The following is a 22,075-nucleotide window of genomic DNA, read 5'->3' as shown; positions in this document are numbered from 1 at the left end:
GCGCCGCCACCGGCCCAACGACACGCTGTAGTTGACGGCCCTCTACCATCGACGTCGTGCTGTATCGCGGGTTTCTGAGCCTGGTAGACCGTCTCCCCCTTCCGTCGCTGACCGTGCAGCGTGTCATCGCGTTCGCGGTGATCCTCACGCAGGGCGGTATCGCCGTCACCGGGGCCGTCGTGCGGGTGACCGCGTCCGGCCTCGGGTGCCCCACCTGGCCGCAGTGCTTCCCGGGCAGTTTCGTGCCGGTCGGGCACGGCGAGGTCGCCGTCGTCCATCAGGCGGTCGAGTTCGGCAACCGGTTGCTCACGTTCGTCGTCGTCGTGGCCGCGGCTCTGATCGTTCTCGCGGTCACCCGCGCCCGCCGTCGTCGAGAGGTCCTCGTCTACGCGTGGATGATGCCTCTCGGCACCGTCGTGCAGGCCGTCATCGGCGGTGTCACGGTGCTCACCGGACTGCTGTGGTGGACGGTGGCGGTACACCTGCTCGCGTCGATGGCGATGGTGTGGCTGGCGACCGTGATGTACGCGAAGATCTGCGAACCCGACGACGCGCCGGCGATCGACGTGATCCCCGCCCCGCTGCGGTGGCTCACCGCGCTGTCGGGTGTCGCGCTGGCCGGGGTGCTCGCCGCCGGAACGCTGGTCACGGGCGCCGGACCGCACGCGGGAGACAAGAGTCTCGACCGCGTGGTTCCGCGCCTCGAGGTGGAGATCGTCACGCTCGTGCACCTGCATGCCCAGCTGCTGGTGGGCTACCTGGCGTTGCTGGTCGGCCTGTGCTTCGGCCTGTACGCCGTGGGCGCCACCCGCGCGGTGAAGATCCGCGTGCAGGTTCTGCTCGCACTGGTGGTGGCGCAGGCGCTGGTCGGACTCGTCCAGTTCTTCACGGACGTTCCCGCGGCCCTGGTGGCAGTCCATGTCGCGGGTGCCGGGCTGTGCACCGCGGCCACCGCGGCGGTATGGGCTGCGGGACGCACCCGCGAGTTCGTCACGCAGCCGGACACCGCGAGCGTCTAGCGCTCGTTGCGCGCCTTCGGGAACCGCGTCTGCCGCGCGACCCAGCCGGCCATCTTCTGGAAGTGACCCTTGCGGGGCGTGACGATGCTGGTGATCGCGCGATCCCATTCCGAGACGGTGACGTCGTCGAAGGATGCGACGACGGCGTTCGCGGTGGCGAGATCCTTGACCACCTGGTCACCGAGGATGCCGTCGGCTCCGACGAGCGTGATGCGGACGCCGGCGAGTCCGATCGGCTGGATGACGGCACTGGCGGAACCGCCGTGCTCGGCCACGAACTTCTTGATCGCGTCGACCGTGTGGGACGGCAGCGAGGGCGCCGGGCTCGCGGGCGCCTGATCCGCGTGGGTGTCGGTACTCATGACCCCGAGAATACTGGGCGGTAGCGGCGTCGTGTCCGCCAGGCTCCGATCGGCGACACTCGCCGTGTAGAACTGAATCCATGCGCGCTATACAGGTTTCCCGTCTCGGTGGTCCCGACGTCCTCGAACCGGCGGAGGTTCCCGAACCCCGGATCGGAGCGACGGATCTTCTGGTTCGCACCGAGGCGATCGGCATCAACTTCATCGACACCTACTTCCGGACGGGGCTGTACCCGCGGCCGTTGCCCTACATTCCCGGAGACGAGGGCTCCGGAGTCGTGGAGGCCGTCGGCGGCGACGTGACCGGTATCGCTCCCGGTGACCGGGTGGCGTGGTGCTCCGCCCCCGGCAGTTACGCCGAGAAGGTGGTCGTCCCCGCGGCGGCCGCGATCACCGTCCCCGACTCCGTGCCCGCCCCGCAGGCCGCTTCCGCTCTGCTGCAGGGAATGACCGCCCACTACCTGGCCCACTCGACCTACCCGATCCAGTCCGGCGACACCGTCCTCGTCCACGCCGGAGCGGGCGGAGTCGGTCTGCTGCTGACCCAGATGGCGACCACGCTGGGCGCGCGGGTGATCACCACCGTGTCCTCCGACGCCAAGGAACAATTGTCCCGTGACGCCGGCGCACACGAGGTGCTGCGATACGACGACGACGTCGCCGCCCGGGTGCGTGAACTGACCGACGGCGAAGGCGTCGCAGCCGCCTACGACGGTGTCGGCGCGTCCACGTTCGAGGCCAGTCTCGCGTCGGTGCGGATCCGCGGGACGGTCGCGTTGTTCGGTGCGGCCAGTGGCCCGGTGCCGCCGTTCGATCCGCAACGGCTGAACCCGGCCGGTTCGGTGTTCCTCACCCGGCCGACACTCGCGCACCACATCCGCAACCGTGAGGAACTGACGTGGCGGGCGGGAGACGTGTTCTCCGCCCTGGCCGACGGTTCGCTGACGGTCCGGGTGGGCGCGGAGTACCCGCTCGAGCGGGCCGAGGACGCGCACCGCGACCTCGAGGCGCGTGCGACGACGGGATCGATCGTGCTGGTGCCCTGACGCGGAGCGTCAACTCAGGCCCTGACGCGGAGCGTCAACTCAGGCCCTGACGCGGAAGGTCAGCTCAGCAGGCTGCCGACGGTCTGCAGTCCGAGCACGGAGTCGACGGCGAGACCGACGAAGACGATGGCCAGATAGTTGTTGGACTGCAGGAACAGGCGGAGCGGTTTCACGGCCGCTCCGCCGCGGACGCTGCGGTACAGCTGGTGGGCCATCAGCAGGAACCAGGCGCCCGCGACGAGGGTCACGGCGGCATAGACGACGCCCGCGGCGGGGACGAGCGCGAGGGACGTGATCACCATCGCCCAGCTGTACAGCAGGATCTGCTTGGTGACGTGCTCCTCGGTGGCGATCACCGGCAGCATCGGGACACCGGCCGCCTTGTAGTCCTCCTTGTACCGCATGGCGAGGGCCCACGTGTGCGGTGGCGTCCAGAAGAAGATGACCAGGAACAGCACGATGGGCTGCCAGCTCAGCGACCCGGTGACCGCCGACCAGCCGACCATGACGGGCATGCAGCCCGCGGCGCCGCCCCAGACCACGTTCTGCCAGGTCCGGCGTTTGAGCACCATCGTGTACACGAGCACGTAGAACGCGATGGTCAGGACGACCAGGCAGCCGGCGAGCAGGTTGGCCCGCCACCACAGCCACAGGAACGACGCGACACCGAGAGTCATGCCGAACACGAACGCGTGGGACGTCGGCACCGCGTCGCGGGCCAGCGGCCGGCGGGCGGTGCGTTTCATGACCTTGTCGATGTCGGCGTCGACGACGCAGTTGAGCGAGTTCGCGCTCGCCGCGCCCATCCATCCGCCGAACAGCGTGCTGAGGATCAGCGCGATGTCGACGTTGCCGCGGTCCGCCAGCAGCATCGCGGGGATGGTGGCGACCAGCAGCAGCTCGATCACCCGCGGCTTGGTCAATGCGATGTAGGCCAGGACCTTGCCCGTGACGCGACCCAGCACCGTACCGGTGTCGGTCGCGCGGGGGGCGGGGCTGGGGCTGCCGAAGCCGTGTCCGCTCGGCTGATGCCCTGTCCGCACGTTCTCTCCTCGCACCACGCGTAATTCCACATCCGAATGCCGGCGACTGCTCCCGAAGTCCTTCGCGACGGCCGGCCGTCTACTACAAACGATGGTAGACCGCCGCAATGCGCGAACCGAATCGACCCGGATACGACCGCACACTAGGCTGGAGTCGCACAAGAGGCCCACGCATCCTCAGGCTCCACGTTCACCCATGTCAGGAGACTTCTGCCCGTGTCGATCACAGACGACATCCACGTCCTCACGCAACCGGTTCACCCCGCCGACTGGACCGACCTGGACACCAAGGCCGTCGACACCATCCGGGTGCTCGCCGCGGACGCGGTGCAGAAGGTCGGGAACGGCCACCCCGGCACGGCCATGAGCCTGGCCCCCCTCGCCTACACCCTCTTCCAGCGCGTCATGCGCCACGATCCCACCGACGCCGACTGGATCGGCCGCGACCGGTTCGTGCTGTCCTGCGGGCACTCCAGCCTCACCCTCTACATCCAGCTGTACCTCGCCGGCTACGGTCTCGAACTCGACGACCTGGAGGCGCTGCGCACCTGGGGCTCGAAGACCCCCGGCCACCCCGAACACGGCCACACCCGCGGTGTCGAGATCACCACCGGACCGCTCGGTCAGGGCCTCGCCTCCGCGGTGGGCATGGCGATGGCCGCCCGCCGTGAGCGCGGCCTCTTCGACCCCGAGCCCGCCCTCGGCGACAGCCCGTTCGACCACCACATCTACGTCATCGCCTCCGACGGCGACATCGAGGAAGGCGTCACCTCCGAGGCCTCCTCCATCGCCGGAGTGCAGCAGCTCGGCAACCTCACGCTGATCTACGACGACAACAAGATCTCCATCGAGGACGACACCGCCATCGCGCTGTCGGAGGACACCGCCGCCCGCTACGAGGCGTACGGCTGGCACGTGCAGATCGTCGAGGGTGGCGAGAACGTCGTCGCCATCGAAGAGGCCCTGAACAAGGCCCGCGAGGTCACCGACAAGCCGTCGCTGATCCTGCTCCGCACGATCATCGGCTTCCCCGCCCCGACCAAGATGAACACGGGAGCGGCGCACGGCGCCGCCCTCGGTGCCGACGAGGTCGCGGCCGTGAAGAAGGCTCTCGGCTTCGATCCGGAAAAGACGTTCGAGGTCGCCGAGGAGGTCATCGCCCACACCCGCAAGGTCGTCGAGCGCGGCGCGCAGGCACACAAGGAGTGGCAGGCCCAGTACGACGAGTGGACGCAGCGCGCCCCCGAGGGCAAGAAGCTCCTCGACCGTCTGATCGGCCGCGATCTTCCCGCCGGCTGGGCCGACGTGCTCCCCACCTGGGAGCCGGATCCCAAGGGCGTCGCGACCCGCAAGGCGTCCGCCGCCGTTCTGAACGCCGTCGGACCGGTGCTCCCCGAACTGTGGGGCGGCTCCGCCGACCTCGCCGAGAGCAACAACACCACCATCAAGGGCGCCGACTCCTTCGGTCCCGAGGCCATTTCCACCCGGATGTGGACGGCCCAGCCCTACGGCCGCACCCTGCACTTCGGGGTCCGCGAACACGCCATGGGCTCGATCCTCAACGGCATCGCGCTGCACGGACCGACCCGCCCGTACGGCGGCACCTTCCTCGTCTTCAGCGACTACATGCGTCCCGCCGTGCGGCTCGCCGCGATCATGAAGACCCCGGTCACCTACGTGTGGACGCACGACTCCATCGGACTCGGTGAGGACGGGCCCACCCACCAGCCGATCGAGCACCTCGCCGCGCTGCGCGCGATCCCCGGCCTGTACGTCGTGCGGCCCGGCGACGCCAACGAGACCGCCCACGCCTGGCGCGCCGTCCTCGAGAAGGGCGCCGACGAAGCCACCCGCGCTCCCGCCGGCCTCGCCCTGACCCGCCAGGACCTGCCCGTCCTCGAGGGCACCAGCTACGAGGGTGTCTCCCGCGGCGGCTACGTCCTCGCCGACGCCTCCACCGGGGCACCGGAGGTCGTGCTGATCGGCACCGGGTCCGAGCTACAGCTCGCCGTCGCCGCCCGCGAGACCCTCGAGGCCGACGGCATCCCCACCCGGGTGGTGTCCATGCCCTGCGTCGAATGGTTCGACGCCCAGGACCAGGCCTACCGCGACGGTGTCCTCCCCCCGACGGTCAAGGCTCGGGTCTCCGTCGAAGCCGGCATCTCCATGCCCTGGTACCGCTTCGTCGGCGACGCAGGCGAAATCGTCTCCATCGAGCACTTCGGCGCGTCCGCCGACTACAAGACCCTGTTCCGCGAGTTCGGTTTCACCGCCGAAGCCGTCACCGCCGCCGCACAGCGCTCACTCGCACGCGTGAAGGGATAGACCGCCATGACTCAGAACCCCAACCTCCAGAAGCTCTCCGAAGCAGGCGTGTCGGTGTGGCTCGACGACCTCTCCCGTGACCGCATCGAGTCCGGCAACCTCGCCGAGCTCGTCGCGACCAAGTCCGTCGTCGGTGTCACCACCAACCCGTCGATCTTCCAGGCCGCACTGAGCAAGGGCCACGTCTACGACGCCCAGGTCCGCGAGCTCGCCGAGCGCGGTGCCGACGTCGAGGCCACCATCCGCACGGTGACCACCGACGACGTCCGCGCCGCCTGCGACGTCCTCGCCCCGCAGTTCGAGGCAAGCCACGGCGTCGACGGCCGGGTCTCCATCGAGGTCGACCCGCGCCTCGCGCACGACGCCGACAAGACGGTCGCGCAGGCCGTCGAACTGTGGAAGATCGTCGACCGCCCCAACCTGTTCATCAAGATCCCGGCCACCGAGGCCGGTATCCCAGCCATCGCCAAGGTGCTCGGCGAGGGCATCAGCGTCAACGTCACGCTGATCTTCTCCGTGGAACGCTACGAACTCGTCATGGGCGCCTACCTGGACGGCCTCGAGGCCGCGAAGGCAGCCGGTCACGACCTGTCCCGCATCCACTCGGTGGCCTCGTTCTTCGTCTCCCGCGTCGACACCGAGATCGACAAGCGGCTCGACAAGATCGGCACCCCCGACGCTCTCGCGCTGCGCGGCAAGGCGGCGCTCGCCAACGCCCGCCTCGCGTACGCCGCGTACCAGCAGATCTTCGAGGTGCAGCCGCGGTTCCAGGGTCTGCTGCCTGACGGTGCCCGCCCGCAGCGCCCGCTGTGGGCGTCGACCGGAGTCAAGAACCCCGACTACCCCGACACCCTGTACGTCTCCGAACTGGTGGCTCCGAACACCGTGAACACGATGCCCGAGAAGACCCTCGACGCGTTCGCCGATCACGGTGAGGTCGCCGGCGACACCGTCTCCGGCACCGCGGTCGAGTCGCAGGAGGTGTTCGACAAGCTCAGCGCCGTCGGCATCGATCTCACCGACGTGTTCAAGGTCCTCGAGGACGAGGGCGTCGACAAGTTCGAGGTGTCCTGGACCGAGCTCCTGGAGGCCACCGCGGAGCAGTTGCGCGCAGCAGGGCAGAAGAGCTGATACGTGAGCGAGCCCGCAGCGTCAGACGATTGGGTCAATCCACTCCGCGACGGTAGGGACAAGCGCCTACCACGCATCGCCGGGCCGTGTGCGCTGGTGATCTTCGGTGTCACCGGCGACCTGGCCCGGCGCAAGTTGATGCCCGCCATCTACGATCTGGCCAATCGTGGTCTGCTGCCGCCCGGGTTCGCTCTCGTCGGGTTCGCCCGCAGGGATTGGTCGGACGAGGACTTCGGCAAGATCGTCCACGATGCCGTCCGCGACCATTCCCGCACCCCGTTCCGGGAGGACGTCTGGGAGCGACTGTCGGAGGGCCTGCGTTTCGTCAAGGGCACCTTCGACGACCCGGCGGCCTTCCAGGAACTGGCCAACACTCTCGGGACGCTGGAACGCGAACGCGGGACCGGCGGCAATCACGGGTTCTATCTCGCGATTCCGCCGGACGCGTTCCCGGTCGTCCTGAAGCAGCTGTCCGAGGCCGGTCTCGCGCAGTCGAACGACGACCAGTGGCGTCGGGTGGTCATCGAGAAGCCGTTCGGTCACGACCTCGAGAGCGCACGTGAGCTCAACGCGGTCGTGAACGAGGTCTTCCCGGAGGACACGGTCTTCCGGATCGACCACTACCTCGGCAAGGAAACCGTCCAGAACATCCTGGCGTTGCGCTTCGCGAACCAGTTGTTCGATCCGATCTGGAACGCCCACTACGTGGATCACGTCCAGATCACCATGGCCGAGGACATCGGTCTCGGTGGACGCGCCGGGTACTACGACGGCATCGGGGCGGCACGCGACGTCATCCAGAATCACCTGCTGCAACTCCTCGCGTTCACCGCGATGGAGGAGCCGATCAGCTTCGAACCGTCCGAGTTGCAGGCGGAGAAGATCAAGGTGCTCTCCGCCACCAGGCTCGCCCAGCCGCTCGACGAGACCACCGCGCGCGGCCAGTACGCGGGCGGCTGGCAGGGCGGTACCCGGGTGGTCGGACTGCTGGAGGAGGAAGGGTTCTCGAAGGACTCGACCACGGAGACGTTCGCGGCCATCACCCTCGAGGTCGACACCCGCCGCTGGGCGGGGGTGCCGTTCTACCTCCGCACCGGGAAGCGGCTCGGACGTCGGGTCACCGAGATCGCCGTGATCTTCAAGCGCGCACCGCATCTGCCGTTCGATCAGACCATGACCGAGGAACTGGGGCAGAACGCCCTCGTCATCCGGGTGCAGCCGGACGAGGGTGTGACCATGAGGTTCGGGTCCAAGGTGCCGGGGTCGAGCATGGAAGTCCGCGACGTCAACATGGACTTCAGCTACGGTCAGGCGTTCACGGAGTCGTCGCCCGAGGCGTATGAGCGCCTCATCCTCGACGTGCTCCTCGGTGAGCCCTCGCTGTTCCCCGTGAACGCCGAGGTGGAACTGTCCTGGGAAATCCTCGACCCCGTGCTCGAGCACTGGGCCGCGGACGGCAGGCCGGAACCGTACGAGGCCGGCACGTGGGGCCCGCCGTCGGCAGACGAAATGATGCACCGCACCGGTCGCGAATGGAGAAGGCCGTAGATGATCACCGACATTCCCGCGACCACCACCGGACAGGTCAACAAGAAACTGGTGGAGCTGCGCAAGACGGGCGGCGCGGTGACCCTGGGACGAGTACTCACGCTGGTGGTGTGCACCCGCGACAGTGAGTACTCGGAGGACATCATCGACGCCGCCAACGAGGCGAGCCGGGAGCATCCGTGCCGCGTCATCGTCGTCGCCTGGGGGTCCCGTGACGCGGAACCCCGCCTGGATGCGCAGATCCGCGTCGGCGGCGACGCCGGCGCGTCGGAGGTCGTCGTGCTCCGCCTCTTCGGCGAACTCGCCGACCACGAGAGCAGCGTGGTGGTGCCGTTCCTCCTCCCCGACACTCCCGTGGTCGTGTGGTGGCCGGAGACCGCCCCGGAGGTTCCCGCCGAGGATCCGGTGGGCAAGCTCGCGATCCGGCGGATCACCGACGCGACCGATCGCGCGGATCCAGCCGCGGAGATCAAGAGCCGCCTGGCGTCGTACTCGTCCGGTGACTCGGACCTGGCCTGGAGTCGCATCACCTACTGGCGTGCGCTCCTGACCTCGGCCGTCGACCAGCCGCCGCACTCGCCGATCACGTCGGCGGTGGTGTCCGGACTGGTGGACGAACCCGCCGTCGACATGATCGCGGGGTGGTTGGCGAGCCGCGTCGACGTCCCGGTCACCCGGCGGGTCGGCCCGTTGTTCGTGGAGATCAACTTCGCCGACGGTGGTGCGTTGACCATCAGCCGCCCCCAGACGGGTACCACGGCGACGCTGTCACGCACCGGCAAGCCCGATGCGCGGGTCGCGCTCCGCAGGCGGGAAACGAGCGAGTGCCTGGCCGAAGAACTACGCAGACTCGACCCCGACGAGGTCTACGAGACCGCACTCGCCGGGCTGACGAAGGTGACGTATGAGTGACATCCACGTAGAGGTCCACCCCGACACCGACACGCTGGTGACGAAGGCCGCGGAGCGGTTCGTCGACACCGTCGTCGCCGCCCAGAAGGACCGCGGCACGGCGTCGGTGGTCCTCACCGGCGGCGGCACCGGGATCGGCCTGCTCGAGAAGGTCCGGGAGAATCCGGGCGACATCGACTGGCGTGCGATCGACATCTTCTGGGGCGACGAACGCTTCCTGCCTGCCGGCGACCCGGAACGCAACGACGTGCAGGCGCGGGCCGCGCTGCTCGACCACGTCGACGTCGATCCCGACCGGGTGCACACCATGCCCGTCGCGGACGGCATCTACGAGAACGATCCGGAAGCGGCCGCCGTCGCGTACGCGCAGGTACTCGGGGCGCACGCCGGCGGCAAGCAGGTCCCGGTCTTCGACGTCCACCTGCTCGGCATGGGCGGTGAGGGACACGTCAATTCGCTGTTCCCCGACACCGACGCGGTCCGCGAGGAGCACCGGTTCGTCGTCGCGGTGACGGACTCCCCCAAGCCGCCGCCGGTGCGGGTCACGCTGACCCTGCCCGCCGTCCGGCACGCCGACGAGGTGTGGCTGGTCGTGTCGGGTGACGCGAAGGCCGAGGCCGTCGCCGCCGCCATCGCGGGCGCTCCCCCCGTCGAGATCCCGGCGTCCGGGGCCCGCGGGCTATCCGCGACCCGGTGGCTGCTCGACACGTCGGCCGCGTCCCGGCTGCCGAACTGACGCCCTCATCCGACGGGGTCCTCGTCGTCGTCCGCCGGTAACCCGGCGGGCGACCGAGGGTCCCGCTCGACCGGTGACCGGGTGACCCGGCATTCGGTGACGATCCGACCGGCACGACGGGGGCTTGCCGTGCTCGTCCCCCGCCGTCCGATTCCCCCGCGCCAATGGTCAGGGTTGCCCGCGCAGCGCCTCATCCGTCGCCCCAATTCGTCTCGGAAACGTTCGTGCTCTTTCCCGTTTTGACGCAGCGACGGACGGTTCGGTTCCCCCGCCCCGCAAGAAAGTTCCCGCAGTTCTCGCGGGGCGAAGGAACCCGTCCGGCTACCCGCTGTTGCGCAGCGCGGTCGCCAGCCCGTTCATCGTGAGCTGGATGCCGCGGCGCGTCTGATCACTGTCGTCCCCGGCCCGGTAGCGGCGCAGCAGTTCCACCTGCAGGTGGTTGAGGGGCTCGAGGTACGGGAACCGGTTGTGCACCGACCTCTCCAGACCGGGGTTGTCGGCGAACAGGGTGTCGTTCCCGGTGATCGCCTTGTACATCCGGATGGTCCGCTCGTGTTCCTCGGCGATCTTGCCGAACACCCGTCGGCGGAGTTCCTCGTCGGGAACGAGTTCCGCGTAGCGGGCGGCGAGACCCATGTCGGACTTCGACATCACCATCGCCAGGTTCGACAGCACGGTCCGGAAGAACGGCCACTTCTCGTACAGGCGGGACAGCGTGGCCACCCGCTCGGGGTCGCCCTGCGTCCATTCCTCGAACGCCGCACCCGTGCCGTACCACCCGGGCAGCATGACCCGGGACTGACTCCACGACAGCACCCACGGGATCGCCCGGAGGTCGGAGATGGACGTGGTCTGCTTCCGTGAGGCCGGGCGGCTGCCGATGTTGAGGGCCCCGATCTCCGCGACCGGAGTCGACATCTCGAAGTACTCCACGAATCCGGGTGTCTCGTGCACCAATTCGCCGTAGGCGCGGCGGGCCAGCGCAGCGAGCTCGTCGAGGATGCGGTACGCCGGTTCGGCGTCGTCGCCGAGGCCCTCGACGTCGAGCAGGGTGGCCTCGAGGGTCGCGGCGAGCAGCGTTTCCAGGTTGCGTTGCGCGAGGCGAGGTTCCGCGTACTTGGCGGCGATCACCTCGCCCTGTTCGGTGATCCGCAGCGACCCGGCCACCGCGCCGGGCGGTTGCGCGAGGATCGCCTCGTAGCTGGGTCCGCCGCCGCGACCCACGGTGCCGCCGCGACCGTGGAAGAGCCGCAACCGGATTCCCGTCTTGCGGGCAGCGTCCACCAGATCCAGCTCCGCGCGGTACAGCGCCCAGTTGGCCGCCAGGTAGCCGCCGTCCTTGTTGGAATCGGAGTACCCGAGCATCACTTCCTGCGAGTCGCCGCGCGACGTCACCAGGGCCCGGTAGATCGGCACCTCCAGGGTGGCCTCGAGGGTGGCGGCACCCTGCTGCAGGTCCTCGATCGTCTCGAACAGCGGCACGATGCCCACCGGACAGGACGGCGCCTCCCCCGATCCGGGATCGAGCAGACCCACCTCCTTCAGCAGCACCGCGGCCTCGAGCATGTCGCTGACGGAGTTGCACATGCTGATGATGTAGTTGGGCACGGCGCCCGCACCGAGTGTCCGGACCGCGTCGGCGCCTGCCTGGAGGATGGCAAGCTCCTTCGCGGTCAGCTCACTGAACTCCGCGTTCGCGGTGGTCAGTGGGCGCCGGGTGGACAGCTCCGCCGACAGCAACTCCACCCGCTCGTCCTCGGACAGCGACGGGTAGTCGGCGTGCACGCCCGCCCATGCCAGCAGCTCGGCGACGACGGTCTCGTGGACGTCCGAGTTCTGCCGCATGTCCAGTCCGGAGAGGTGGAAACCGAACACCTCCACCGAGTCCCGCAGGTTCGCCAGCCCGTCGTCGGCGATGGTGCCGTCGCCGCCGCGCCGCAGGGAGTCGTCGACGACGTCGAGTTCGTCGAGCATCTGCCGCGGGGTGTCGTAGGGTGCGAGCCCGAGGTCGAGCCCGTGGTCGGGTGCCTCACCCAGAATGCGGTGCGCGGTGGCCGTGAGACGCCCCCGGATACCCCGAATCGCACGCCGGTAGGGCTCGTCGGCGCGGAACGGGGAATCGTCCTGCGACGCCGCGGCCAGGAGGTCGAGCGCGGGGGTGACGGTGACGAGGCGAGCCGACATGGACAGTTCGCGCTCGAGCGTCTCGAGTTCCCCGAGGTGGTGTTCGAGGGCGGTGGCCGCGGCACGGGTGGTGGCCTGCCGGACCACCTCGTCGGTGACGTACGGGTTGCCGTCGCGGTCTCCGCCGATCCACGAGCCGGGGCGCAGTATCGGTTCCCGGCCCAGATCCGCGTCCGGCCACCGCGATCGCAGGGCGCCGCGCAGTTCGGCGTTGATCTTCGGGACGACCTCGAACAGTGCCGCGTCGTAGTACCGCAGGCCGACCTCGATCTCGTCCTGGATCCGCAACCGCGACAACCGGATCAGTGCGGTCTGCCACAGGGTGAGGATCTGCCGCCGCAGCCGGACGTCGACGTCGGCCGTCTCGGTCTCGGTCAGGGCGGTGCGCTCGCGGTAGCGCATCAGTTCCGTGATCCGGGACTGGGTTTCGAACACCGTCCGGCGGCGGGTCTCGGTGGGATGGGCGGTGATGACCGGCGACACGAGCGCCCCGCGCAATGCGTCCGCGACGACGGTGCTGTCGAGGTGCGCAGCGTCGAGTTTGGCGAACGTGGCGGTCAGGGTGCTGTCGGGGGCGGGTTCACCGGCGGCGACGTGGACGGCACGCCGGCGTTCGCGGTGGATGTCCTCGGCGAGATTGGCCAGCAGGGCGAAGTGGCTGAAGGCCCGGATGACGGGAATGGTGTCGCTCGTGGACACCTGGGTGAACATGTCCGCCAGATCTGCGCGGTCGATCTCGGAACGACGAACCCGGAACGATTCGACCCTGGCCTTCTCGACGAGGTCGAAGACGCTGTCCCCGGCCTGTTCCCGCACTATCTGACCGAGGATGCCGCCCAGGAGCCGAATGTCTTCGCGGAGTGGTTCAGTGGCCTCACGTGGGGTTTCGATCATTCATCCAGTATCGACCGGTGACGGCCCGTCTGCATGATGAAGCCGATCAGCCGAACTTGATCTCCAGGCCGATTCCGATGATCGCGATCAGCCAGATCAGGCCGGTGAAGACGGTGAGGCGGTCGAGGTTCTTCTCGACCACGGTGGAACCGGACAGGCTCGACTGGACGCCGCCGCCGAACAGGCTGGACAGACCGCCGCCCTTACCGCGGTGCAGCAGCACCAGCAGAATCAGCAGCAAGCTGGTGACCACCAGCAGGATATCCAGGAACAGTTCCATGTCTGTCTACGTCCACCCATCCAGTAGGAACAACAACGACCTCGTACACCCTACAGGCGCTCCGCGCCCGTGCGCCTTTCCGGTAGCTGTAGCTACCGGAAAGGCGCACGGGCGCCGAAGGCGCCTTACGGCAGAGGTCCGCCCGCGGCGATCGCCGACAGCGTCGCGAACTCGTCGGCCTTCAGTGAGGCGCCGCCCACGAGGGCGCCGTCCACATCCGTCTGACCGACGATCTCGCCGACGTTCTTGGCGTTGACGCTGCCGCCGTAGAGAACGCGGACACCGGACGCGACGTCCGGCGAGGCCAGGTCACCGAGCGTGGCGCGGATCGCGGCGCAGACTTCCTGCGCGTCCGCGGCACTGGCCACGCGGCCGGTTCCGATGGCCCACACCGGCTCGTACGCGATGACGACCTTTGCGATGTCCTCGGCGGACAGTCCGGCGAGCGAGCCTCGCAACTGCTCGACGTTGTAGGACACGTGCTCGCCGGCCTCGCGGACGTCGAGGCCCTCACCGATGCAGACGATCGGGGTGATCCCGTTCTTCAGCGCGGCCTTGGTCTTGGCCAGCACGGTGTCGTTGTCCTCGCAGTGCAGGGTCCGGCGCTCCGAGTGCCCGACGACGACGAACGTGCAGCCCAGCTTGGCCAGCATGGAGCCGCTGATCTCGCCGGTGTACGCACCCGAATCGTGGGCCGACACGTCCTGCGCACCGTAGGTGAGCAGGAGCTTGTCGCCCTCGACGAGGGTCTGCACGCTGCGGATGTCGGTGAACGGCGGGATCACCGTCACGTCGACCTTGTCGAAGTACTTCGCCGGGAGCGAGAAGGCGATCTTCTGAACCAGCGCGATGGCCTCGAGATGGTTCAGATTCATCTTCCAGTTGCCGGCGATCAGCGGCTTCCGTGCCATGCCTCAGCCCTCCAGAACTGCGATGCCGGGGAGTTCCTTGCCCTCGAGGTACTCGAGGGAGGCGCCGCCGCCGGTGGAGATGTGCGAGAACCCGTCCTCGGGCAGACCGAGCTGGCGGACCGCCGCGGCGGAGTCACCGCCACCGACGACGCTGTACGCGCCCTTCCCGGTGGCCTCGATGATCGCCTCGGCGACACCCTTGGTGCCCGCGGCGAACTTCTCGAACTCGAACACGCCCATCGGGCCGTTCCAGAAGACGGTTTTCGCGCTGGTCAGGATCGCCGCGAACCGGCGAACCGACTGCGGTCCGATGTCGAGGCCCATCCAGCCGTCCGGGATCTCGAGCACCGAAACGATCTTCGACTCGGCGTCCGCCGAGAACGAATCGGCGATGACCACGTCCTGCGGGATGTGGATCACGTCGGCGTACTGCTCGAGCAGCGCCTTGCATGTGTCGATCATCGACTCCTCGCACAGCGAGTTGCCGACCGACACGCCCTGCGCCGCCAGGAACGTGTAGTACATGCCGCCACCGATGACGAGGGTGTCGACCTTGGGGGCCAGCGCCTCGATCACCGCGAGCTTGTCCGACACCTTGGACCCACCCAGCACGACCGCGTACGGCCGCTCGGGCTCCTCGGTGAGCTTGCCGAGCACCTTGATCTCGGATTCGACGAGCCTGCCCGCGTAATGCGGGAGCAGCTTGGCCACCTCGTACACCGACGCCTGCGCGCGGTGGACGACACCGAATCCGTCGGACACGAACGCGCCGTCGTCGCCGACGAGTTCGACCAGGGCCTTGGCGAGCTTCGTCCGCTCGGCCTCGTCCTTGCTGGTCTCCCGCGGATCGAAACGGATGTTCTCCAGCAGGAGAACGTCGCCGTCCGTGAGCCCCTCGGCACGTGCCAGAGCGTCCTGCCCGACGACGTCGCCGGCGAGCTGGACGTTGCGTCCCAGCACCTCGGCGAGCTTCACCGCCACCGGTGCGAGGGAGTACTGCGGGTCGGGCTCGCCCTTGGGGCGACCCAGATGGGCGGTGACGATGACCTTGGCGCCCGCCTCCGCCAACGCTTTCAGCGTCGGCGCGGAAGCGATGATGCGTCCGGGATCGGTGATCCGGTCACCGTCGAGCGGAACGTTGAGGTCGGAGCGCACCAGCACGGCGCGCCCCTCGACCCCAGCGCTCAGCAGGTCGTCGAGAGTCTGAACTGCCACTGTTACCGAACCTTCGCTCAGAGAGACTTGGCGACGAGACCGATGAGGTCGGCCAGACGGTTGGAGTAACCCCACTCGTTGTCGTACCAGGACACGATCTTGGCCTGATCGTCGATGACCTTGGTGAGGCCGGAGTCGAAGATCGAGCTGTGCGGGTCGGTGACGATGTCCGACGACACGATCGGGGCGTCCGTGTACTTCAGGATGCCCTTGAGCGGTCCCTCGGCGGCAGCCTTCATCGCGGCGTTGATGTCCTCGACGCTGGCCGACTTCTTCAGGTTCGCGGTGAGGTCGGTGACCGAGCCCGTGGGGATCGGGACACGCAGCGCGTAGCCGTCCAGCTTGCCGAGAAGCTGCGGGAGGACCAGGCCGATGGCCTTGGCGGCACCGGTGCCGGTGGGGACCACGTTCAGCGCGGCGGCGCGGGCGCGACGCAGGTCGCTGTGCGGGCCGTCCTGCAGGTTCTGGTCCTGGGTGTAGGCGTGGACCGTGGTCATGAGGCCCTTGACGATGCCGAACTCGTCGTCGAGCACCTTGGCGATGGGGCCGAGGCAGTTGGTGGTGCACGAGGCGTTGGAGATGATGTTCTGGCTGCCGTCGTACTTGTCGTCGTTGACGCCCATCACGATGGTGATGTCCTCGCCCTTGGCCGGGGCGGAGATGATGACCTTCTTGGCGCCGGCCTCGAGGTGGCCCTTCGCCTTGGCTGCGTCGGTGAAGATGCCGGTGGACTCGACGACGACGTCGACGCCCAGGTCACCCCAGGGAAGCGCCGCGGGGCCTTCCTTGATGGCGAGTGCCTTGATCTTCTGGTTTCCGACGACGATGGTGTCTTCACCCTCGAGCGAGACGTCGTGCGGGAGACGACCCAGGATGGAGTCGTACTTCAGGAGATGCGCCAGCGTAGCGTTGTCCGTGAGGTCGTTGACCGCCACAATCTCGATGTCGGTGGTTCCGAGCGCCTTCTGCGCATCCACCGCCCTGAAGAAGTTACGTCCGATACGGCCGAAACCGTTTACGCCTACCCGGACAGTCACAATCTGCTCCTTTGCGCATGATTCTGGTTGTGCAGCTCTGCTCCCGCGCCGCTACGACACCACCGACGGGTGGTCGGCGCGAGGTTTCATCGGTCGATGTGGCTCTAACCCTAGTGCGCGCGGCACGCGCGCGCGCAGTCACCTCCGGGCACCCTTTCCGGGCCGCCCCGACCCGAACGAACGGGACGCTCGTCCGATCTGACGCAACGAGCGTCCCGTTCGTCCGGGAGTGGGGGTGGTGGGAGGCGACCGCCGACGACGGTCAGGCGTCGTCGAGAAGATCTGCGGTGACGGCCGACTCGGTGTCGGGGATGCCGGTTTCCTTGGCCTTGCGATCCGCCATCGACAGCAACCGCCGAATGCGCCCGGCCACGGCGTCCTTCGTCATCGGCGGGTCGGCGAGCTGGCCGAGTTCCTCGAGGGACGCCTGCCGGTGCTCCACCCGGAGGTGACCGGCCGCCGCCAGATGGTCGGGCACCTCGTCACCCAGGATGTCGAGGGCCCGTTCGACGCGGGCCGCGGCCGCGACGGCCGCCCGCGCGGACCGGCGCAGGTTGGCGTCGTCGAAGTTGGCGAGCCGGTTGGCGGTGGCCCGGACCTCCCGGCGCATGCGGCGTTCCTCCCACACGAGGCGGGTGTCCTGGGCACCCATCCGGGTGAGCAGCGCGCCGATGGCCTCGCCGTCGCGGATCACCACCCGGTCGGTGCCGCGGACCTCACGCGCCTTCGCGGAGATGCCCAGCCTGCGCGCCGCCCCGACGAGCGCGAGCGCCGCCTCCGGGCCGGGGCAGCTGACTTCGAGCGCCGACGACCGGCCCGGCTCGGTCAGCGAACCGTGCGCCAGGAACGCGCCGCGCCACGCGGCTTCCGCGTCGGCGACGCTGCCACCGACCACCTGTGCTGGAAGCCCGCGCACGGGGCGTCCCCGCAGGTCCAGGAGACCGGTCTGGCGGGCGAGGGCCTCGCCCTCCTTCGCGACCCGCACGATGTACCGGGACGACTTGCGCAGCCCGCCGGCACTGAGAACGTGGACGTCGGCGCTGTAGGTGAACAGGTCGAAGATCTCGCGGCGCAACCGGCGGGCCGTGGACCCCAGATCCACTTCCGCCTCGACCACGACCCGGCCGCCGACGATGTGCAATCCCCCGGCGAACCGCAGCAGCGACGAGACCTCGGCCTTCCGGCAACTCACATGAGTGACGACGAGACGACTGAGTTCGTCTTTGACCTCTGCTGTCATTGCCACGAAGCGCTCTCCCTTTCCTCTGGTGTCTCGGCCACTTCGCTCCCCCGAGACCCCGCATCGGGGTCGCTCCAGAGCTGTTCGAGAACGGACGCAAGTTTTCCTGCATGGTGCGTGTGGGTGCCGTGCTCCGACACGTCGGCGTACACGACGCGTGCCTGGAACTGTCCGGCGGCGCGGGCGAGGTGCTCGCGCTCGCGCCCCGGTGGAACCGAACCCGAATCGACCACGACGAAGTCGACGGTGAGTTCGGGCGCGTGTTGGGACAGTACGTGCAGATGACGCTCGGTGGAGAATCCTGCGGTCTCGCCCGGCTCCGGAGCCAGGTTGAGCACCAGCACCTTCCGCGCGGCGGTGGCGATCAGCGTGTCGAGCAGTTCCGGCACGAGGACGTGCGGGATGACGCTGGAGAACCACGACCCCGGGCCGAGGACGACCATGTCGGCGACGTCGATCGCACGGACCGCGTCCGGGCAGGCGGGCGGATTCGCCGGCAGCAGTCGCACGCGCCGCACCTTGCCGGGGGTGGTCGCGACCGCGACCTGACCGCGGATGCAGCGGCTGACCCGAGGGTCCGCCTCGAGGCCCTGCACGTCGGCCTCGATGTCCAGGGCGATCGGCGACATCGGCAGCACGCGCCCGTTGATCCGCAGCAACCGGGCGAGTTCGTCCAGCGCCGCGACGGGGTCGCCGAGCACTTCGGTGAGGCCGGCCAGGATGAGATTGCCCACCGAGTGGCCGGCGAGGGCGCCGATTCCACCGAAGCGGTGCTGGATGGTGTCCGTCCAGCCCTGCACCTCGGGGTCGTCCGCGGCGAGTGCGGCGAGCGCCATCCGCAGGTCCCCCGGCGGGATGACACCCAGTTCGGCGCGCAGCCGTCCCGAGGATCCGCCGTCGTCCGCGACGGTGACGACGGCCGTGACGTCACGGCTGAGCCGGCGCGCGGCGCTGAGGGTGGCGAACAGCCCGTGGCCCCCGCCGAGCGCGACGATCGCAGGCGGCTGATGGACCGGCCTCATTCGCGCCCCAGATCACGATGGACGACACGCACGTTCAGCCCGGAGTCCTTTCCGAGTCGGCTCGCCAAGGCCTCCGACATCGCGACACTCCGATGTTTCCCTCCGGTGCACCCCACCGCGATGGTCATGTAGCGCTTCCCCTCCCGACGATATCCCGCGATCGTCAGATCCAGCAGGTGGTGATATGTGGCCAGATAGTCCTCGGCACCGTCCTGCGACAACACGTAGTCCCGCACGTCCTCGCTCTGCCCGGTGTGCGGACGCAACTCCGGAATCCAGTGCGGGTTGGGCAGGAAACGGACGTCGCAGACGAGATCGGCGTCCATCGGAAGACCGTACTTGAAACCGAACGACTGGACTGTTACCTGCATGGTCCGGTTCTCGGCGTCGCCGAACGCGTCCTCGATCTTCTGCCGCAACTGGTGCGCCGCCAGGGACGACGTGTCGATCACCAGATCCGCGGCGGCCTTCACCTTCGCGAGCTGATCGCGCTCGGCGGCGATGCCCTCCGACAAGGTGCCCTCGGCGCCTCCCCCCGACAGCGGGTGACTTCGGCGCACCTGTTCGAAACGGCGCACCAGGACCTCGTCCGACGCGTCGAGGTACAGCACCCGCGTGTGCACGGGTTTGCTCTCCAGTTCGGTGAGGACCCAGCCGAGGTCGCCGGTGAACAACCGGCTGCGCACGTCGATGACGACGGCGAGCCGCTCGAGCCGCGAATCGGATTCCAGGCTCAGATCCACCATCCGGGAAATCAGTTCCGGGGGAAGATTGTCCGCGACGTACCACCCGAGGTCCTCGAGGACCTTCGCCGCCGTCTGCAGACCCGCCCCGGAGAGCCCGGTGACGAGAAGGAAGTCCATCGGCCGGACCGTGGATGGACGGTCACTCTGCGCGTGCTGCTCGTTCACTCGACACCTGTCCGTTGCGAAGCGCTCTGTGCTGCCGGGCCGTGCTGTGCTACCGGTTCGCGGGGAATGTCCGCGCCGTTCCGTTCTGCCGTGCCCGGCCCGTTCCGATCTGGTTCATCATCCCCCACTCCCGCGACGTCCGCAGACGGTTCCTCCGCCCCGAGAGCGGTGAGTACCGCTTTCGCCGTGGCCGTTCCGATGCCCGGCACCGCCGTGATCTCCTCGACGGAGGCCTGCTTGAGGCGGGCGACGGAACCGAAGTGCGTCACCAGGGCCTTGCGCCGGGTCTCGCCGAGCCCGCGGACCGAGTCGAGTGCGGACGCCGTCATCCGGCGGGACCGCTTGCTGCGGTGGAACGTGATCGCGAAGCGGTGCGCCTCGTCGCGTACCCGCTGCAGCAGGTACAGCGACTCGCTCGTGCGCGGGAGAATGACCGGGTCCTCCTCCCCCGGCACCCACACCTCCTCGAGCCGTTTGGCCAGCCCGATCACGGCGACGTCGGTGATGCCCAGTTCGTCGAGGACCGCCGAGGCCGCGGCCACCTGCGGGGCTCCGCCGTCCACGACGAACAGGTTCGGTGGGTACGCGAACCGCCGCGGCCTGCCGGTCTGCGGATCAATCGCCGCCTCCGGGGCCAGGTCGCCGCCGTCCCCGCTCGACACCTGGTCGGCGTCCCCGCCCGACACCTGGTCGGCGTCCGCCCCGGCCGCTTCGGCACGCAGCACCCCGACGTCGCGGTTGTGCCGGAGGAACCGCCGCCGGGTGACCTCGGCGATGCTGGCGACGTCGTCGGAGCGGCCGTCGCCCGCCGCCTCCTTGATCGCGTAGTGGCGGTAGTCGGACTTGCGGGGCAGGCCGTCCTCGAAGACGACGAGGGAGGCCACCACGTCGGTGCCCTGCACGTGGCTGATGTCGACGCATTCGATCCGCAGGGGCGCCGAATCCAGGTCGAGGGCCTCCTGGATGCCCTGCAGGGCCGCCGACCGCGACGTGAAGTCGCCGGCGCGGCGCAGCTTGTGCTGTTGCAGCGCCTCCATCGCGTTGCGCTGCACGGTCTCGGCGAGAGCCTTCTTGTCGCCGCGCTGCGGCACGCGGAGGCGGACCGCGGATCCGCGGAGACCGCTGAGCCACTCCTGCACCTGTTCGGCGTCGGGCGGCAGCACGGGCACCAGGACCTCCCGCGGCACGCCGCTGGTGCCGGCCTCCTGGTCGGTCGCGCCCGACAGCGCCGCCTGCTCACCGTAGAACTGGGTGAGGAACTGCTCGACTAGCAGCGGCAGGTCCGATCCCGCCTCGGAATCGACGCTGGCCCAGTCGATGACGTCACCCGCCTTCTCGACCACCCAACCGCGCTGACCGCGCACGCGGCCACCCCGGACGTGGAACACCTGCACCGCGGCCTCGAGCTCGTCGGTCGCGAACGCGGCGACGTCGGCGTCGGTGCCGTCACCGAGCACGACGGCCTGCTTCTCGAGCGCGCGCCGCAACGCGCCGACGTCGTCGCGCAACCGCGCCGCCGTTTCGAAGTCGAGTTCTTCCGACGCCTCCTGCATCCTGGCCTCGAGCTGCCGGACCAGCTTGTCGGTGCGTCCCGACAGGAAGTCGCAGAAGTCTTCGACGATCTTGCGGTGTTCGGCCGCGGACACGCGTCCGACGCACGGCGCGGAGCACTTGTCGATGTAGCCGAGCAGGCAGGGACGGCCGATCTGGTTGTGACGCTTGAACACCCCGGCCGAGCAGGTGCGAGCGGGAAACACCCGCAGCAGCAGGTCGAGGGTTTCGCGGATGGCCCACGCGTGCGAGTAGGGACCGAAGTAGCGGACACCCTTGCGTCTGGGCCCGCGGTAGACGAACAGCCGGGGATACTCCTCGTTCAGGGTGACCGCGAGAACCGGGTACGTCTTGTCGTCGCGGTAACGGACGTTGAACCGGGGATCGAATTCCTTGATCCAGTTGTACTCGAGCTGGAGAGCCTCGACCTCGGTGCTCACCACGGTCCACTCGACGCTGCCGGCCGTGGTCACCATCTGGCGGGTGCGCGGGTGCAGCGTCGAGACGTCGGCGAAATAGGAATTCAGCCGTGATCGAAGACTCTTCGCCTTCCCGACATAGATGACCCGGCCGTGCGGATCGCGGAACTTGTACACCCCCGGGTCGACCGGAATCGTTCCGGTCGCGGGGCGATATGTCGAAGGATCGGGCACCCCTCCACGTTAGTCGGCGCCACCGACCAACCCCGCATCCGCGACGTCACGGAGG

General features: G+C 68.8%; 18 protein-coding genes. 7 read left to right on the top strand and 11 right to left on the bottom strand.

Annotation, left to right across the window (positions count from 1 at the left end; translation table 11 throughout):
* Positions 1 to 56: 56 nt before the first annotated feature.
* Positions 57 to 1,019 carry a COX15/CtaA family protein gene (locus tag QM841_RS13360; RefSeq protein ID WP_283332358.1) on the top strand — a complete coding sequence of 321 codons (963 nt, stop codon included), beginning with the start codon at positions 57 to 59 and terminating at the stop codon, positions 1,017 to 1,019.
* On the opposite strand, the gene QM841_RS13355 is transcribed toward QM841_RS13360, so the two are convergent.
* Complete coding sequence (locus QM841_RS13355) at positions 1,016 to 1,381, bottom strand: hypothetical protein (RefSeq protein WP_005565772.1); 366 nt, start codon at positions 1,379 to 1,381, stop codon at positions 1,016 to 1,018. The two genes, QM841_RS13360 and QM841_RS13355, sit on opposite strands and share 4 nt — an antisense overlap.
* Before the next feature lie 80 nt (positions 1,382 to 1,461).
* Here QM841_RS13355 and QM841_RS13350 point away from each other — a divergent pair, with 80 nt between their 5' ends.
* Positions 1,462 to 2,427 carry a quinone oxidoreductase family protein gene (locus tag QM841_RS13350; RefSeq protein WP_283332357.1) on the top strand — a complete coding sequence of 322 codons (966 nt, stop codon included), beginning with the start codon at positions 1,462 to 1,464 and terminating at the stop codon, positions 2,425 to 2,427.
* A gap of 59 nt (positions 2,428 to 2,486) precedes the next feature.
* Here QM841_RS13350 and QM841_RS13345 read toward each other — a convergent pair whose 3' ends face one another.
* Complete coding sequence (locus QM841_RS13345; RefSeq protein ID WP_280782156.1) at positions 2,487 to 3,470, bottom strand: heme o synthase; 984 nt, start codon at positions 3,468 to 3,470, stop codon at positions 2,487 to 2,489.
* 216 nt (positions 3,471 to 3,686) lie between these two features.
* Between QM841_RS13345 and tkt the strand changes: the two genes are divergently transcribed.
* From tkt to pgl, 5 genes are read left to right on the top strand one after another with little or no spacing between them, the layout of a single operon-like run.
* On the top strand, positions 3,687 to 5,795 hold the full coding sequence (gene tkt / locus QM841_RS13340) for a transketolase (protein WP_283332356.1): 2,109 nt from the start codon (positions 3,687 to 3,689) through the stop codon (positions 5,793 to 5,795).
* A gap of 6 nt (positions 5,796 to 5,801) precedes the next feature.
* Positions 5,802 to 6,926: a transaldolase gene (gene tal / locus QM841_RS13335; RefSeq protein ID WP_283332355.1), complete on the top strand. Its 1,125-nt coding sequence runs from the start codon at positions 5,802 to 5,804 to the stop codon at positions 6,924 to 6,926.
* Between the two features lie 3 nt (positions 6,927 to 6,929).
* Positions 6,930 to 8,474 carry a glucose-6-phosphate dehydrogenase gene (gene zwf, locus QM841_RS13330; RefSeq protein ID WP_054248525.1) on the top strand — a complete coding sequence of 515 codons (1,545 nt, stop codon included), beginning with the start codon at positions 6,930 to 6,932 and terminating at the stop codon, positions 8,472 to 8,474.
* Entirely contained in the window at positions 8,475 to 9,386 is a 912-nt protein-coding gene (gene opcA, locus QM841_RS13325; protein ID WP_009480448.1) for a glucose-6-phosphate dehydrogenase assembly protein OpcA, read from the top strand.
* Entirely contained in the window at positions 9,379 to 10,122 is a 744-nt protein-coding gene (pgl, locus tag QM841_RS13320) for a 6-phosphogluconolactonase (protein WP_005564790.1), read from the top strand. Before opcA ends, pgl begins: the two co-directional genes overlap by 8 nt.
* Before the next feature lie 321 nt (positions 10,123 to 10,443).
* Here the strand turns inward: pgl and ppc are convergent, their stop codons facing one another.
* The 9 genes from ppc to uvrC form a co-directional block, all read right to left on the bottom strand.
* Positions 10,444 to 13,200: a phosphoenolpyruvate carboxylase gene (gene ppc / locus QM841_RS13315; protein ID WP_283332354.1), complete on the bottom strand. Its 2,757-nt coding sequence runs from the start codon at positions 13,198 to 13,200 to the stop codon at positions 10,444 to 10,446.
* Positions 13,201 to 13,246: 46 nt separating this feature from the next.
* Entirely contained in the window at positions 13,247 to 13,480 is a 234-nt protein-coding gene (secG, locus tag QM841_RS13310) for a preprotein translocase subunit SecG (protein ID WP_005241788.1), read from the bottom strand.
* 125 nt (positions 13,481 to 13,605) lie between these two features.
* Positions 13,606 to 14,391, bottom strand: a complete 786-nt coding sequence (gene tpiA, locus QM841_RS13305) for a triose-phosphate isomerase (protein WP_280782160.1) — start codon at positions 14,389 to 14,391, stop codon at positions 13,606 to 13,608.
* A 3-nt stretch (positions 14,392 to 14,394) separates the two neighbouring features.
* A complete protein-coding gene (locus tag QM841_RS13300) occupies positions 14,395 to 15,606 on the bottom strand; it encodes a phosphoglycerate kinase (protein ID WP_280782161.1) in 1,212 nt (403 codons plus the stop codon).
* 17 nt (positions 15,607 to 15,623) lie between these two features.
* Positions 15,624 to 16,643: a type I glyceraldehyde-3-phosphate dehydrogenase gene (gap, locus tag QM841_RS13295; RefSeq protein WP_005241784.1), complete on the bottom strand. Its 1,020-nt coding sequence runs from the start codon at positions 16,641 to 16,643 to the stop codon at positions 15,624 to 15,626.
* A gap of 262 nt (positions 16,644 to 16,905) precedes the next feature.
* Positions 16,906 to 17,889, bottom strand: coding sequence for a DNA-binding protein WhiA (whiA, locus tag QM841_RS13290; protein WP_005262275.1), 984 nt, complete (start codon positions 17,887 to 17,889; stop codon positions 16,906 to 16,908).
* A complete protein-coding gene (locus QM841_RS13285; RefSeq protein ID WP_283332353.1) occupies positions 17,880 to 18,905 on the bottom strand; it encodes a gluconeogenesis factor YvcK family protein in 1,026 nt (341 codons plus the stop codon). Before QM841_RS13285 ends, whiA begins: the two co-directional genes overlap by 10 nt.
* A complete protein-coding gene (gene rapZ / locus QM841_RS13280) occupies positions 18,902 to 19,768 on the bottom strand; it encodes an RNase adapter RapZ (RefSeq protein ID WP_050787545.1) in 867 nt (288 codons plus the stop codon). The genes QM841_RS13285 and rapZ overlap by 4 nt, the downstream gene beginning before the upstream one ends.
* A gap of 44 nt (positions 19,769 to 19,812) precedes the next feature.
* The gene (uvrC, locus tag QM841_RS13275; RefSeq protein WP_283332352.1) at positions 19,813 to 22,020 is read right to left on the bottom strand and encodes an excinuclease ABC subunit UvrC; all 2,208 of its coding nucleotides are present in this window, start codon (positions 22,018 to 22,020) and stop codon (positions 19,813 to 19,815) included.
* Positions 22,021 to 22,075: the final 55 nt, after the last annotated feature.

The sequence above is a fragment of the Rhodococcus sp. IEGM 1307 genome, from assembly GCF_030056915.1.
Classification (GTDB): domain Bacteria; phylum Actinomycetota; class Actinomycetes; order Mycobacteriales; family Mycobacteriaceae; genus Rhodococcus_F; species Rhodococcus_F opacus_D.
Note: the sequence above shows the minus strand (reverse complement) of the source record. Positions and strands in the feature narration are given on the sequence as shown.

What these genes read in the sequence shown, in the direction of transcription:
- rapZ (WP_050787545.1), bottom strand. Translation starts at nt 19,768, where the DNA reads ATGGACTTCCTTCTCGTCACCGGGCTCTCCGGGGCGGGTCTGCAGACG.
- pgl (WP_005564790.1), top strand. Translation starts at nt 9,379, where the DNA reads ATGAGTGACATCCACGTAGAGGTCCACCCCGACACCGACACGCTGGTG.
- secG (WP_005241788.1), bottom strand. Translation starts at nt 13,480, where the DNA reads ATGGAACTGTTCCTGGATATCCTGCTGGTGGTCACCAGCTTGCTGCTG.
- tal (WP_283332355.1), top strand. Translation starts at nt 5,802, where the DNA reads ATGACTCAGAACCCCAACCTCCAGAAGCTCTCCGAAGCAGGCGTGTCG.
- ppc (WP_283332354.1), bottom strand. Translation starts at nt 13,200, where the DNA reads ATGATCGAAACCCCACGTGAGGCCACTGAACCACTCCGCGAAGACATT.
- QM841_RS13285 (WP_283332353.1), bottom strand. Translation starts at nt 18,905, where the DNA reads ATGAGGCCGGTCCATCAGCCGCCTGCGATCGTCGCGCTCGGCGGGGGC.
- QM841_RS13350 (WP_283332357.1), top strand. Translation starts at nt 1,462, where the DNA reads ATGCGCGCTATACAGGTTTCCCGTCTCGGTGGTCCCGACGTCCTCGAA.
- tpiA (WP_280782160.1), bottom strand. Translation starts at nt 14,391, where the DNA reads ATGGCACGGAAGCCGCTGATCGCCGGCAACTGGAAGATGAATCTGAAC.
- QM841_RS13355 (WP_005565772.1), bottom strand. Translation starts at nt 1,381, where the DNA reads ATGAGTACCGACACCCACGCGGATCAGGCGCCCGCGAGCCCGGCGCCC.
- opcA (WP_009480448.1), top strand. Translation starts at nt 8,475, where the DNA reads ATGATCACCGACATTCCCGCGACCACCACCGGACAGGTCAACAAGAAA.